The following is a 14,786-nucleotide window of genomic DNA, read 5'->3' on the forward strand; positions in this document are numbered from 1 at the left end:
ATTGATCATGCCACTCATAAAATCGGCGCAAATGATGTAGTATGTTGTACCGTTAATGGCCCGTGTACATTGCGGGCTTTTTTGCATGGTTTGAGCTATTTGTCGCGTTTTTGTGATTTCACAACAACTGGCTGTGGAATGTCGAGTCCCTTTACTTTGCATTCAGAGCAGGGATAGATGCGCTAGGGAGAAAAATTTGAAAACCAAGGCTAAGAAAAAATATCAACACTTTTACGATCAACTCGAAAAGGCGTCTTACGCTGACCCTTTTGCAACGCTTGGCCCATTCATTGATCAAAGTGAAGGCTCATTACGTGTTTGGATGCCAGGTGCTGATAAGGTCGAGTTATTACTTGCAGACCAATCGCGGATGCCTTTGGAACGTGAAGGGGAAAGTGGTTTTATTCTAAAAGAACAAGGTGACTTACACTTTACCCATTATCAACTTGCCGTAGATTGGAATGGCGTCGAGCAGCTGGTGGACGACCCGTATCAGTACCACAATATTTACCCAGAGTATGAACACCTGCATACCCCGATCCATATGTATCGTCATATGGGTGCACAGTTTGTTGCGCTTGAGCGCGGCGGTAAGAATGTCACGGGTATTCGATTTTTGGTTTATGCGCCTCACGCTTCTGCAATGAGTTTGGTTGGCTGCTTTAACCAGTGGGATGGGCGACGTCACCCCATGCAGCGTCTTGACTATGGAATGTGGGGGTTGTTTATTCCTGGTTTAGAAGAAGGTGTTCAATATAAATTCGAAATTAAAGGACCAAATGGAGAGGGCTTACCACACAAGCAAGATCCTTGGGGATTTTTCTCAGAGCAATACCCTTCATTTGCTTCAATAACTTATGATCATAATCGTTATCAGTGGCAAGATAGCAAATGGCAGCAGCGACCAGTAACTCAAAAGCGTGATGAAGCCCTGTCCTTTTATGAGCTTCATGCTGGATCATGGATGCGTCACACGGATGGTGAGTTTTTAAATTATCGTCAATTGGCTGAAAAGCTTGTTCCTTATCTTGTGGATATGGGGTACACCCATGTTGAATTGATGCCAGTCTCAGAACACCCATTTTATGGTTCTTGGGGGTATCAACCCGTCGGCCTTTTTGCACCAACGAGTCGTTATGGTTCCCCAGATGATTTCAAATTTTTTGTCGATGCATGTCATCAAGCTGGATTAGGAGTCGTGCTGGATTGGGTTCCCGCTCATTTTCCATCTGATGATCACGGGTTAGCAAATTTCGATGGTACACCTCTTTACCATGATCCCGACCCACGTCGTGGTTGGCATCAAGATTGGAATTCGTATATTTATGACCTTGGACGCGAGCATGTGCGTCGTTTTTTGGTTTCCAATGCGCTTTATTGGTTTGAACAATTCCATATTGATGGTATCCGTGTCGATGCTGTTGCTTCCATGCTTTACCTTGATTACTCCCGTAGTCATGATCAATGGATTCCAAACGTGGATGGTGGGAATGAAAATTATGATGCGATAGCCACATTAAAATGGATGAATGAAGAGGTTTATAAACACTTCCCGAACGCTATGACTATAGCAGAGGAGTCCACAGCATTTCCTGGCGTATCTGCACCAACTTTCATTGGAGGCTTAGGTTTCGGCTTTAAATGGAATATGGGTTGGATGCATGACAGCCTTTCCTACATTAAGCAAGATCCGATTCATCGTAAATACCACCATAATACGATTACATTCCCGCTGGTCTACGCACACAGCGAGAACTATGTTCTGTCTTTATCTCATGATGAAGTCGTTTACGGCAAGGGGGCGATCCATGACAAAATGCCCGGTGATGAATGGCAGAAAACCGCTAATTTAAGGGCGTTTTACGGCTACATGTATGGGCAGCCAGGTAAAAAATTAAACTTTATGGGCGCAGAGTTAGGTCAAACTGCGGAGTGGAATCACGACGATCAGCTGCAGTGGTTTTTACTCGATTTCGAACGCCATCAAGGTGTTCAGAAGCTGGTTAGAGACTTGAATCATTTATACCGCAGTGAAGTGGCTTTGTATGATCAAGACTGCGCACCATCAGGGTTTGAGTGGCGTCTTCAAGATGAGGCGAACACTAGCATCTTAGCACATGAACGGATCAGTAAAGATGGCGAGCGTATTTTAGTCATCACCAACTTTACCCCCGTACCACACGAAGATTTTCGTTTAGGTGTCCCAACTAAAGGTTCTTATCAGTTACTGCTTAATACTGATGATAGCGAATACGCAGGCAGTGGTTTTTCGGTGTTCCCTACAGTAAAAACTGACAATAAAGAGAGTCAATCTTTATCACAATCTTTGCAATTAAGCCTCCCTCCGTTATCGACGTTGTTTTATAAACTAAACAAGTCTCGTTAAAAAAACAGCCCCTGAACGCAAGCTCAGGGGCTGTTTATTCTATTTAAAGATAAACATCTTACCGATAAATATTTTACGCTTTCGAAAGACTGACTTTTTCTTCTGCTACTCCAGCAGTTGGGTTATTAAAGCAGTTTTCGTCCAAAGCACCTTCAGATTTAGCAACAATGACGGTTACGGCACTGTCACCCGTGATATTGACGGCAGTACGAATCATGTCTAGAAGACGGTCAACACCCATAATTAAACCGATTCCTTCCAGTGGAAGACCAACTTGGTTTAGAACCATAGCAAGCATAATAAGCCCAACACCAGGGACTCCGGCAGTACCAATTGATGCTAATGTCGCCGTTAAGATGACCATTAAGTAATCACCCATTGTTAGGTCTATGTTGAAAGCTTGAGCAATGAAGGCTGTCGCGACACCTTGCATGATTGCCGTGCCATCCATGTTTATCGTTGCACCAAGTGGGATAGTGAAAGATGAAACTCGGTTTTCAACGCCCATGCGATATTTTGCTGTTTCCATGGTGACTGGGATGGTGGCATTGGAGGATGCGGTAGAAAATGCAAACATCACGGCATCTTTCATTTTTTTCAAGAAAGTTATCGGACTTAACCCGGTGAAGGTTTTAAGCATTACACTGTAAGTGATCAGTCCATGAAGTAACAAAGTGCCTGCCAATACTAGGAAGTATTCCGCTAGGTTAAAGATTGCACTTAACCCTAACCCCGTAAAGAGTTTTGCCATCAAGAAGAACACGCCATATGGAGCGAGGTTCATCAAGATAGCAACCAATTTCATGATTACTTCATTCAGGTCTGAGAAAAAGGCCGCAATGCGTTCCCCTGGTTTGCCAGATGCACTGATAGCAATACCAAACAGCACAGCGAAGACGATAACTTGTAATGTTTTTCCTTCGGCCATTGCACTGATAGGGTTGGTCGGGAACATATTAATAATGACTTGACCTAAAGATGGCGCTTCGGCTGATTTAAATGAGCTGGCCGCGGTAAGGTCTGCGCCTGCTCCAGGTTGGAACAAGGTTCCCATAGTGAGCGCCAACGTAATCGCAACGGCGGTCGTTGTTATGTAGAAAGCAAGGGTTTTCCCCCCCATGCGTCCTAGGGTAGATAAATCTTTAAGAGAACTGGTCCCACAAACCAGTGATACAAAGATAAGTGGTACAACAAGCATCTTTAAGCTAGCGACAAATATCTGTCCACCAACTTCAAATAATCCATTAACGATATATGCGTCGACAAATCCGTTGTCAGAAAACAGAGTACGCATTGCAAACCCTGTCAAGATACCCGCTACCATGCCTATAATAACTCGGCTGGTAAGCGACATCGGTTTCTTGGTATTCATGAGAACACTCCTTATAGTTATGCACATTGAGTTCACTTCAAGGCGGCATGCAGGGTATCAGCGGAGTGTGAAAACGAGAAAGAGTAATTAATCTTCTTATCAATAGGTGTGAGCTTTGTCACCAAATAATAACTTTTATATCATTAATGTGGTGTTTGTTTTAATTTTAAAAAAAACTATTAACCAAATTGTTTGTATTTGTAAATGATATTATGTGTCCGATTAACAACAACAGCTTGTTATATACCCAAGTGACCTCAAGATGCTTGATTCAGAGCGAGGTCACTGAGTCGAATTCAAGGAAGACAACGAAGCGGAATAGCAGGCTCTTTCCAAGTTGTCTGACGCAAGAAGTCGGCTCAGTGACACGCTCCCAAAGGGCGAGTGGCCTTAACTCTCAGGCTTTGTTAACGATTCTCAATGTAGAACGACTATATCTTCGATATCGTTGCCGCGCCTGAAAGTTAAGGTCATCTCGCTGAACACAGCATCTTGAGGTTACTTGGGTATAGACCTTGGTATTTTGAGGCTAATCGGACGTATACCCAAGTGACCTCAAGGACTTGGGTATAAATAATACTAAAGAACAAACTTTAATCATCAGTCGCTTTTATAAGCGTAGTTGTAATATCCGTAACTATGGGCACTGGCTGCTTTCTTCTCTATGGCATTGAAGATAATGCCTTTCACCTCTATTCCTGATTGTTCAAAGCGATTTTTGGCTGCCTCCAGTTCCCTAGCTGTGGTTTTTTCAAAGCGAGCCACCATGAGTGTTGTGCCTGCAAGTGAGCCAACGATACACGGATCAGTCACTGCCAGAATCGGTGGCGTATCAATAATCACAAGATCATAGCGAGAAGATGCTTGCTCAACAAACTCGGTAAACCGTCGATGCATCAGTAACTCAGATGGGTTCGGCGGTGTTTGACCTCGTGTGATAATATCTAAGTTGTCAATATTGCTATGCTTAATCGTCTCTTCAAAGCACACTTTACCACTTAAAAAATCGGAGAGTCCCAGTTCATTTTTTGATTTAAAGCATTGATGTAAATAACCCTTTCTCATATCTGCATCGATAAGTAAGACTTTTTGACCTGTCTTCGCTGTTATCGCTGCAAAGTTAGTTGAAACGAAGGTCTTTCCAATTGATGGAGCAGGCCCTGAGATCATCAAGACATTATTCTTCGCCTCCATCATGGCAAAATGCAGACTAGTTCGTAACCCACGCAATGCTTCCATTGATAAATCGGCGGGATTGGCTTCGGCAAGCAACGGTGAGTTTGATGGGGTTTTGCGTTTTAAACGATTAGCAATCTCAAGTTGCTGAAGTGACTTGGGAATACTGGCATAAACGGTCATACCCTTCTGTTCTATCTCTTCAGGAGAAAGCAATCCGCGCTTAAATGCTGCCCTAACCAAGACAAAAGCAATGGAGAGCATAGCACCTAATAAGGTCGATAAGACGACAATCAAGGGCTTTTTAGGTTTGACAGGGAGAGCATAAGATTGAGCTGAGTCTATGATACGGACATTACCAACAGTGCCTGCTTTTATAATGGTCAACTCTTGGACTTTGTTGAGAAGTTGGATGTAAATTTGTTGATTGACTTCCACATCACGCGTCATTCTGAGGATTTCGCGTTGTGTCTTAGGTAACTTTTGAATTTGCTTATTCAAGCGCTGTTTCTCTTGTAGAAGCGTTTTTCTTTTATCAAGCAGCGATTTATAAGCAGGGTGATCCAGAGTGAACTTTTGGCTGATATCACTTTCTTTAAAAGTCAGCTGGTTAAGCTGTGCTTCAAGTTCAACCATGACTTTTAAGGTAGATTGGGCTTCTAGATTGAGGTCTATCGACTCATTTTGTTGTCTAAACTGGTTTAAGAGATCTTCTGAGCTGTTTAACTTCTCTTTAATCTTAGGTAAATGACTGGTCAAAAAGGTCAGGCTTTGTTCTGCTTCCGCTGAATTCCTTCTTACGTTCTGTAGAAAGTAGTTTTGCACGACATCGTTCAGAATCGCTTGGTTAAGTTGAGGCTGCTCACCTTCAATACTTAAAGAGATAATACCAGTTTGAGCACCTTTTTCGGTAATCGAAAGCTTAGAAGTTAAGGTATTGATAGCGTCAAGCTTAGAGACTTTGTTGATTGAGAATCGATCGTCATTATTGGAGATCAGTTCATTGACTCGAACCTTGTAGCCATTTTTTTCGATTAATTTACCTTGTTGGCCTGATAACACGATCTTGTCATTTAACAAAAGTTGGAAATGACCTTTTTCAGAGTCAGTGATGATCATTTCATGAGTTAGCCCTGTGACATGAGACGGTACATCAAACTTGCTTAATGTTAGATAATGTTGGCTGTTGTTGATGCGAGCGATTCCCTTGCCAATAACAGGCAAATACAAAGGGGTAACGATAGTGGTTAAGTTAAACTTATCGACGGTGTCACCGAGTATCATGCGTGATTTTAGTAACTCCATCTCAGTTGCACAGGAAGCTTCTGAGGAGAAAAGCTCTCCCATATCCCCAACCATCGCAGAAATACCTCCAGAACTTTTCTTTTCAATCTGAATGAGTGCATCTGCTTTAAATATTGGTGATGAAAGTTGCGCAAAAGCCAGTCCAAGTGCTGCGAAGAGTAAAATAAATGAGATAATCAACCATTTAGAATCAAGCAAGATACTAAAAAGTTGCCTTAAATCGATTTCGTCATCCGTGTTATCCACTGCGGAGTTTTTTATATTATTCATCATTGTTTACTATTATTTTCGTTACCTATAATTTTCTTACCCATGAATCTGCAGCATTCTTTAATAAAGAAAAAGTATGCACAAAGGCCTCTTTACTTTGTCCATAAGGATCTGGGATATCGGTAGACTCGAGCCAGTGACCAAATAACATGGTTTTGCCTCTTGCTTCTGGGGCAATATCTGTAAGGGCTTCAATGTGGCCTTGTTCCATTACAAGGATAAGATCTTGGCTTGCACATAACGCTGCAGTCAGTTGCTGCGCTTTGTGTTTTTCAAGCGATATGCCGTTTTCTTCGGCAATTAAATGCGCAGTTTCATTTGCTGCTTTACCCTTGAGGCGGCTTTTCTCGACTGCAATTCCGGCAGAGGTCACTTCTTTATTGGGTAAGAGGGACTGGAGTAATCTTTCACCAGTTGGTGAACGACAAATATTGCCTACACAAACAATAAGGATTTTAGAGAACATAACGAGCTCCTTAGATAATACTGATTTTTATTATTATTTTTTAATGACGATTTTTGATACCTAATTGACGCGCTCCTAAAGGTCGTTTTGCTGAACACGGCATCTTATGGCTACTTAGGTAATAAGTACTGAGACTATGGCCAATTTTTTAAACGTAATACTCCTTCGGTGAGTTCGTTAAAACCTGTAATTGTGGGCAATAATTGACGAATGACCCTATTCCAACGACTGATTGGAGCGGCTGTGACATAGACAATATCATAAGGATTTAAGTCAAATTCAGTACCAATGACTAAAGCTGCAGCATCAGTAATATCGAGTTGAAAAATGTCAGCTGTAATATTGTTTTCTTTTGAGCGTCTTATAACAAATACCCCAGTTGCGTCAGCTGAAACTTGATTGATCCCCCCCACATGGCTTAACGCTTCGGTAAGGCTCATTCCTGCACGATCAATTTTTAATAATTTAGGGTCATTGACTTCACCCATCACAAAGACTTTCTGAGCATCATTTCTAGGAATATGTACGATGTCGCCAGGCTTTAATAGTTTGTTTTCAGTCAGATCCCCTTTTTGCATCAAAGCATAGAGCGAAACAGTTTGAACGTTATCACCTCTGGTTAAGGTGACATTACGCCAATCAGCGTCTGGTGAAAGACCTCCTGCGAGATTCACAGCATCCAATATAGTTAAAGGAATATTGGTAATGGCCTGTTGCCCAGGTTTATTGACTTCCCCTGTGATGTAAGACTTTTGTGAACGAAAAGCTGCGACACTGACGTCCACTTGAGGGCTTTCAATATACCTTTCAAGTTTTTGAGCTATATCAGAGCGAATTTGACGGACATTTTTACCTGTAACTTTGACCATTCCTATGTAAGGATAAAAAATATGACCATCTGCATAAACCCAGTTTCCAGCTTCAGCAGAACTGCGATAAGAACCTGCGGGAATAGTCAGCTCAGGGTGATCCCAAATAGTAATATTTAAAATATCTCCCGGCCCAACTTGATATTCATAAGCTGCAATTTCGTCCTCGAGTTGCAAATTAGCTGTTGCGCTAATGGGTTGGCTTTTTAATTCGGATATTCTATTTAGTGTTAAGGGATATACATTAAATTTAACATTTTTAATATATTCTTCTTCTTGGTTTAGGTGTTTACCTGACAGAGAAAGATGATTTCCTGAAAGAGAACATCCAGTCAAAAAAGTAAGAGTAAATACTATATAAATAAGTTTCATGGATTGAAAATTCATTTTTTATCAACAGGAATGACAGTTAGGGTTAAGTTTTTAGGTTGTTCTTTCTGGTAAGGGAGTCTTAAGATAATTAAGTTCTAATGAGCGAACTATAAAATGAACCAATACTTTATTCAATGTATTATTTTTTCATTATTTAATGTTACTTTTATGATTTGTTTTTTTTTACACATTAGATGTTTGTTTTTTGATTAAATTATTTTCTATTGAGTGCTTTTTTTTCGAATTTAGCTCTTTTCACCCACTGAGTGTACGATTATTCTGAAATAAAAATACATTGAAATGTGACCTTTACCCCAAAGAAAATGGGATTAAAGAATTGATGAGGCAACATATTGTTTGAGCTGTATAGGAGTCTTTGAATGTTGTGGGGTTTGATATGCGCATAAAGTGAATTTTTTCATAAATATCGGCTTTTATCATTTGTTATCAGGCTTTGCCATCAGGGCTTGTGCTCAAGTTACCTCAAGATGTATCCAAATGTCGTCTCGCTGAACGCCGCATCTGATGTTACTGCTTGCGTCAGACAGCGGTTCTTCTTACAAAAATAATGAATAGAATACTATTCCGCTTCATGGTCTTCCTTGAATTCGACTCAGTGACCTCGATCTGAATCAAGTATCTAAGGTCACTTGGGTACATAGCCACTTTCTATTTAAGTTGCATTAGGTTTTAGTAACGGAAAAAACCGGAAAGTTTTCTATCTGCAGATATACTAAATGAATGGAGCATTTATAGGTTATTGAAATTGTTATAAATGTCAATTGGGAGTTGGTAGGGTTTGTTGGATAAGTAATGGAGGATTCATGGCAACAAAAGCAATTGTTGTTGAAGGTGGTGCAATGCGGGGTGTTTTTGCCAGTGGTGTTTTAGATGCCTTTCTAGAACATGACTACAAACCATTTGATTTTGCGATTGGTGTATCGGCTGGAGCATCAACGTTGATTGGCTATTTAACAGATTCACCTTACCGAAGCATCAACGTTATTACTAAACTCGCAACGAGTAAGCGTTTCTTCAATCCAACCCGGTTTTTAAAAGGGGGGGACTTGATAGATGTAAAATGGCTTTTTGAGGAGTCTAATCGTTTATACCCGATCGATGAAGAGAAGCTTTTTAGTGGCATTCCTTTTTTGGCCGCTGCGACGAATGTTGATACAGGGAGAGCCGATTACTACCGCGTCAACCAAAAAAATTTCTCGCATACGATGGAAGCTACTACAGCGATACCTATTGCTTATCGACATACTCCAAATATGTCAGGCTCGTCCTATACCGATGGTGGCGTGGCTGACTCAATACCGGTTCGAGAAGCCTACCGAAGGGGGGCGAAGGATATTACGGTGATCCTATCGCACTGTATTGATTACGAAAAAAAACCAGTTAAAACGCCTTGGCTGATGAAAAAGCTATTCGCAGAACATCCGCAAATGGCAGAGGCCATGTTGCACCGAGCTGATAACTATAATGAGTCTTTGGCGTTTATTCGTAATCCTCCGAAAGGGGTTCATATTCGTGTGATTGCTCCTCCAAGTGCTTTCCAAGTTCAGCGTCTTTCGATGAGGCAATCTGTACTTTTAGACGGTTACCAAATGGGGTTAGATGCGGGACATGATCATGTTGAACGCTTATGCCATTTCAACATGGAGTTAGTATACGATTCATAAGTGCTGACTCAGTAAATGAGAGTTAAGGAGCGAGCGACTAAAGGAGAAGGTATGCAAAGTTTCCATATTAGAAGATTAAGACAAGAAGATACCCCTTTATTGGAGGGGCTGTTAGCCGAGTTAGATGCTTCCCATTATCAAGCAGATCCTCTGTCCTACCGTTCTCCACAAGAAATGGCTGATATTAGGCAGCAACAGCAAATCTTCGAACGATATTTTGATGGCAGTATCATTGCTTTTATTGCATGTTCACATCGTAAGGTTGTTGGCTTTGTTTCTGGGACCATTCGTCATACAGCAACGTTAACATCGCCAGAAAAGAGAGTCGGTTTTATTAATGAATTGGTCGTGGCTGAAGAGTACCGAGATTCCGGTGTCGCTTTAGCTTTGATGGATAGAATTGAGAGCGACCTCAACCATCATGATATCGATGAAATCGGCTTAACAGTCGCATCATTTAATCAAAAAGGCGAAGAGTTTTATCGTAAGATGGGATACAGAGTAACAGTGAAAAGTATGACAAAACGTGGCTTCGTATAAGCCGCTCATAATTACCTACACCCAAGTATCTTGAGGTCACTTGGGTATAAATTCTTTTTTGTTACTCTCTCACTAATGGTGACCGTTGAGCCGAGTCCTCAAGCTTCAGTATTGCATTTTTAATCGCTGCAGGCATTGATGTTTTACAATGATTTTCGAAATCAAAGATCACAATAGTTGCTGTTCCTGTTGTAACAATTTTGCCAAGCTTTTTGCTGAAGATCTGATACTCCATCGTAAATCGATCAGCTTGGAGATCTATGGTGCGTGAGCCTACACAAAGAGTGTCAGGAAAAGTGACGGGTAGTTTGTAATTGCATTGAGTGTCTTTAATAATCGGGCCGATATGACAAGCTTGTAAATCAAATTCAAGGGTTACTGCTCGAAAGTACTCTAAACGCGCAATCTCAAAATAGCGAAAATAAACCACGTTGTTTACGTGTTTTAAAGCATCCATATCTCCCCACGCTACCTGTATTTCGGTGATGAGGGGAAACGTTTTAAAAAATGTATCCACGTTCGTATTCCTTCAATTTTTAGTCTTTTACAACCAATGGCTTCAACTCGACTCAGTGACCTCGCTCTGAATCAAGCATCTTGAGGACACTTGGGTATAGTCACCCTAAATCAAGTAGCATGCAATCATCTGGATAAAATGATTCTCAGGTTGTCTTTGTTTTTTTGTTGTGGAAATGTAGCATATTTGTGTGCTTTGGTTTTGCGATAAAGATAACACCCTGAACCAAGTGCCTCGAGAAATTGTAATCATGAAAGGCGACTGGGTATAAAGCTCAGGTATAAGTTTTTTCTATTTTTTTATCAATAAGTTTGACCTTCAGCTTACCTTCGCACATGCTTGTTAGGGCGGTACGCCACTATTTCATTTAGGTTTAATAAGGAAGCACTTATGAATAAAGCACAATTAGTTGAGTACATTGCGAAAACAGCCGATATTTCAAAAGCTAAAGCTGAAGCTGCATTGGGTGCTGTTACTGAAGGAGTAACACAAGCGTTATCAAATGGGGATGACGTCTCACTGATTGGTTTTGGTACGTTTAAAGTGAATGAGCGAGCAGCCCGCACTGGTCGTAATCCACGAACAGGGGAAGACATTCAAATTGCGGCGGCAAAGGTACCGGCTTTTAAAGCGGGTAAAGCACTTAAAGAAGCATGTAATGCTTAAAACGTTTTGGGTTGAATCATGGTGAGCCATCTTACTGATGGCTTCCCTTCCTCGGTTTCTTTTTTGTACAACATAAACTTGTTTGCCACCTCTTAGCTGTTCTTGCTCAAAGCCACTAATACCTCAAAGTAATGAATACCTCAAAATAATTAAAAAGCGATCTCTTTCTGATTGTTCTCGTAACATTCAATAGGGAGGAATGCTTATGAGTCTGAAACACTATTTTGAAAAACACGCCCCCAAATTTTCATCTGGTGGTCGCTACCATGTGTTTTATCCTCTCTTTGAAGCGGTTGAAACATTATTCTACACACCAGGCCGGGTGAATAAAGGTGTAACTCATGTGCGAGATAGCATCGACTTAAAGCGCATCATGATTGTGGTTTGGCTTGCGGCATTGCCGACGATGTTTTGGGGTATGTACAATATAGGCCTACAGTCTAGTAATGTTCTTTTGTTCGGGCTTGATTCAAATTCTGCTCAGCAAGTTATTAAAGAAACTTGGCAACTCAATCTGGTTTGGGGCTCTTTGGACAAGATTGCTGAATCAGGCTGGCTGGGAAAAACTTTACTTGGGGCAACTTATTTCCTTCCGGTTTATTTGACGGTATTTGTCGTTGGTGGTTTCTGGGAAGTGCTTTTCGCTATTGTGCGTAAGCACGAAATTAATGAAGGCTTTTTTGTCAGCTCAATCTTATTCTCTTTAACACTTCCTCCAACTATCCCATTGTGGCAAGCGGCTTTGGGTATCACGTTTGGTGTCGTTGTCGCTAAAGAAGTCTTTGGTGGTACTGGTCGCAACTTTCTTAACCCCGCTCTTGCGGGAAGAGCGTTCTTATATTTCGCTTATCCTGCCAGTATGTCTGGTGGTCTTGTCTGGGTAGCGGTTGATGGTTATTCTGGGGCGACACCGCTAAGTCTTTGGTACGCAGGTGGTCAAGAAGGTCTTGTTCAGGCAATGACGGGTCTTCAGATGAATTGGTTAAATGCATTTTTAGGCCGAATACCGGGATCGATGGGAGAAGTCTCAACGATAATCATCCTTTTGTCTGGTATGACGTTATTATTTATGAAGATTGCCTCATGGCGAATTGTCGCAGGTGTACTCACGGGGTTAGTTGTTACTTCACTCATGTTCAACACACTGGGATCGTCCACAAATTGGATGTTCTCAATGCCATTCTACTGGCACTTTGTATTAGGTGGCGTTGCATTTGGGACCTTTTTTATGGCGACAGATCCTGTTTCTGCAGCATTCACAAACCGGGGTAAGTGGATGTATGGGCTTCTCATCGGTGTGATGACAATACTGATTCGTGTTCTTAATCCTGCTTATCCTGAAGGGATCATGTTGGCTATTTTGTTTGCAAATCTATTCGCTCCTTTGTTTGATTATTTAGTGAAAGAGCGAAATATTAAGCGCAGACAAAGCCGACTTATATCCAAGTAACTTATGCTCAGCATCTTGGGATTTACCTAGGTATATGGCAGTAATGGAGTCGTTCGTGAGCTTATGTGCTAACTTGACGGTAACTAGGCGAGGTTAAGGGTAATTCTTACGAATTGTTCGTCCTGATACTGGACTTCATAGGCAAATGTGTTGTTGGCGTAAATACTGCCTAAAAATAGCGAGCGTTGACTCATTGGGCCACGGAAAAGCATAGAAATAGGGTTGGTAAGAGTGTTGCTATTATCGAAGTGCTGGTTTAAGTCATTTGAAAGAACGCATAGTAGGCATCCATGTTGATCGTGGGATAAATCCACGTCTTCTGGGCGTGAAAGTAAGACAGTTGTACCCAGCTTCTTTTCAATCTCATTAATTAACAATAGGTAGCTATCGAGATGAGGCTGGTGAAATCCCCCCTCTTGTGGCGAGTTAATACAACGGCTGAGCAGCTTTTCTAAGCTGTCAGAGTTGTTTTTAGCTTGTTGGGTGAGAGCCTTTAATTGCTTTTTGATCAGTTTATATCGAGGGCTTTTTTGCTTCGGTTTAAGCCATTTTTGCAGCAGTTCGTTACGCTCTGCCAATGGAAAAGAGCGGGAAGAATTTTCAAGCTTGAAATACAGGTGCAGTAAAGCGTGCAATGCAGTTTCACTAAGGAGTCGATTAGCTTCCGTGGTCAGTCTTGCCTGTTTTGAACTGTGCATTTGAGTCGAAGTTTCTTTTCAAAAAGGGGGATGGTGCCGAGAGAGGGACTCGAACCCTCACACCAAAGGCACTAGCACCTCATGCTAGCGTGTCTACCAATTTCACCATCTCGGCATCACACTGTTTTATTCAACAGCAGCTCTATTAGAGTGGTAGAGATTGTATATCGAAAGTCTATGAATTGGCGAGTATAAAACTAATTTTTTTTGAGCTATAGGTTTTTCTTGAGGATTTATTGTTCAATTTGCCTGTTTATGACTCAGGGTGGCGTTGTTGTACATCACGTTGACTATGGTTGTATGCGTTACATTGATTAACTTAATTCCCTTTCGCGTTCTCACAACCGCGATGTTCAATCATTAACAGATTTAATGTTGCGAAATGTTAAGTTAATACGTTCATCTTTGTGTTTTGCTGTTTTAGGTACACTGTGTTGCCAATGATGCTGCAATTCACCAGCCATGATAAGTAAGGAGCCATGGCTAAGTGTATATTCTATCTGGGTTTTACAATGTAAATTTCTCAGTAGGAAACGGCGACTTTCTCCTAGGTTTACTGAAGCGATGACTGGGTTCATTCCTAACTCAGGCTCGTTATCTTGATGCCAACCCATAGAATCTTGACCATTACGATAAAGGTTAGCGAGTACTGAGTTAAAGGAAACATGTGCAACTGCTTCACATTTTGCCTTTAGAACTTGTAACTCTTGATTCAAAGGTTGGGGGCATAGAGTAAGGCCAGAATAAGTATAAGTCTTATTACCATGCCATGACTGTAAGCGAGGCTGAAGTACATTTCGTCCAAAGAGAGTTATTGTCTCCTGCCGCCACGGCAAATCTGCTCTCAATGTTGAGAAGTATTGAGTTGCTTGTGAAGAAGATAAAAAGTGAGGGTCAAAATAGATCTGACCTTGCTTAATGTCTACCCAGTTAGAACTTGGAAATAACTCATTCTGCATGTGCGTTCCTCCTCGTTTTGATAGGTTACTTGGCTATAGTATAAAGCTCACTGTC

At 41.3% G+C, this 14,786-nt stretch carries 12 protein-coding genes and 1 tRNA gene; 5 read left to right on the top strand and 8 right to left on the bottom strand.

Features of this window, described 5'->3' with window-relative positions:
* The first annotated feature begins 196 nt into the window (after window positions 1-196).
* Window positions 197-2,386: a 1,4-alpha-glucan branching protein GlgB gene (gene glgB, locus BS333_RS14590; protein ID WP_021708372.1), complete on the top strand. Its 2,190-nt coding sequence runs from the start codon at window positions 197-199 to the stop codon at window positions 2,384-2,386.
* A gap of 73 nt (window positions 2,387-2,459) precedes the next feature.
* On the opposite strand, the gene BS333_RS14595 is transcribed toward glgB, so the two are convergent.
* From BS333_RS14595 to BS333_RS14615, 4 genes are all read right to left on the bottom strand, one after another.
* Window positions 2,460-3,758, bottom strand: a complete 1,299-nt coding sequence (locus tag BS333_RS14595; protein ID WP_021708373.1) for a dicarboxylate/amino acid:cation symporter — start codon at window positions 3,756-3,758, stop codon at window positions 2,460-2,462.
* A gap of 600 nt (window positions 3,759-4,358) precedes the next feature.
* Window positions 4,359-6,509: a polysaccharide biosynthesis tyrosine autokinase gene (locus BS333_RS14605; RefSeq protein ID WP_033004433.1), complete on the bottom strand. Its 2,151-nt coding sequence runs from the start codon at window positions 6,507-6,509 to the stop codon at window positions 4,359-4,361.
* Window positions 6,510-6,534: 25 nt separating this feature from the next.
* On the bottom strand, window positions 6,535-6,975 hold the full coding sequence (locus BS333_RS14610; protein WP_021711471.1) for an arsenate reductase/protein-tyrosine-phosphatase family protein: 441 nt from the start codon (window positions 6,973-6,975) through the stop codon (window positions 6,535-6,537).
* 134 nt (window positions 6,976-7,109) lie between these two features.
* Entirely contained in the window at window positions 7,110-8,231 is a 1,122-nt protein-coding gene (locus BS333_RS14615; protein ID WP_021711472.1) for a polysaccharide export protein, read from the bottom strand.
* An 809-nt stretch (window positions 8,232-9,040) separates the two neighbouring features.
* Between BS333_RS14615 and BS333_RS14620 the strand changes: the two genes are divergently transcribed.
* Together BS333_RS14620 and BS333_RS14625 are read left to right on the top strand one after the other, a co-directional pair.
* Window positions 9,041-9,901 carry a patatin-like phospholipase family protein gene (locus BS333_RS14620; protein WP_021711473.1) on the top strand — a complete coding sequence of 287 codons (861 nt, stop codon included), beginning with the start codon at window positions 9,041-9,043 and terminating at the stop codon, window positions 9,899-9,901.
* A gap of 51 nt (window positions 9,902-9,952) precedes the next feature.
* A complete protein-coding gene (locus tag BS333_RS14625) occupies window positions 9,953-10,441 on the top strand; it encodes a GNAT family N-acetyltransferase (protein ID WP_021711474.1) in 489 nt (162 codons plus the stop codon).
* 61 nt (window positions 10,442-10,502) lie between these two features.
* On the opposite strand, the gene BS333_RS14630 is transcribed toward BS333_RS14625, so the two are convergent.
* The gene (locus BS333_RS14630; RefSeq protein ID WP_021711475.1) at window positions 10,503-10,958 is read right to left on the bottom strand and encodes an acyl-CoA thioesterase; all 456 of its coding nucleotides are present in this window, start codon (window positions 10,956-10,958) and stop codon (window positions 10,503-10,505) included.
* Window positions 10,959-11,318: 360 nt separating this feature from the next.
* Here BS333_RS14630 and BS333_RS14635 point away from each other — a divergent pair, with 360 nt between their 5' ends.
* On the top strand, window positions 11,319-11,624 hold the full coding sequence (locus tag BS333_RS14635) for an HU family DNA-binding protein (protein ID WP_255209442.1): 306 nt from the start codon (window positions 11,319-11,321) through the stop codon (window positions 11,622-11,624).
* A 205-nt stretch (window positions 11,625-11,829) separates the two neighbouring features.
* Window positions 11,830-13,074, top strand: a complete 1,245-nt coding sequence (locus BS333_RS14640) for an NADH:ubiquinone reductase (Na(+)-transporting) subunit B (protein WP_021711477.1) — start codon at window positions 11,830-11,832, stop codon at window positions 13,072-13,074.
* Between the two features lie 83 nt (window positions 13,075-13,157).
* Here the strand turns inward: BS333_RS14640 and BS333_RS14645 are convergent, their stop codons facing one another.
* From BS333_RS14645 to BS333_RS14655, 3 genes are all read right to left on the bottom strand, one after another.
* The gene (locus tag BS333_RS14645) at window positions 13,158-13,772 is read right to left on the bottom strand and encodes a DUF2913 family protein (RefSeq protein WP_021711478.1); all 615 of its coding nucleotides are present in this window, start codon (window positions 13,770-13,772) and stop codon (window positions 13,158-13,160) included.
* Window positions 13,773-13,803: 31 nt separating this feature from the next.
* Window positions 13,804-13,887: transfer RNA gene (locus BS333_RS14650), tRNA-Leu, on the bottom strand.
* 238 nt (window positions 13,888-14,125) lie between these two features.
* Window positions 14,126-14,731: an alpha-ketoglutarate-dependent dioxygenase AlkB family protein gene (locus BS333_RS14655; protein WP_021711479.1), complete on the bottom strand. Its 606-nt coding sequence runs from the start codon at window positions 14,729-14,731 to the stop codon at window positions 14,126-14,128.
* Window positions 14,732-14,786 lie beyond the last annotated feature (55 nt).

This window comes from Vibrio azureus, assembly GCF_002849855.1.
Taxonomy (GTDB): domain Bacteria; phylum Pseudomonadota; class Gammaproteobacteria; order Enterobacterales; family Vibrionaceae; genus Vibrio; species Vibrio azureus.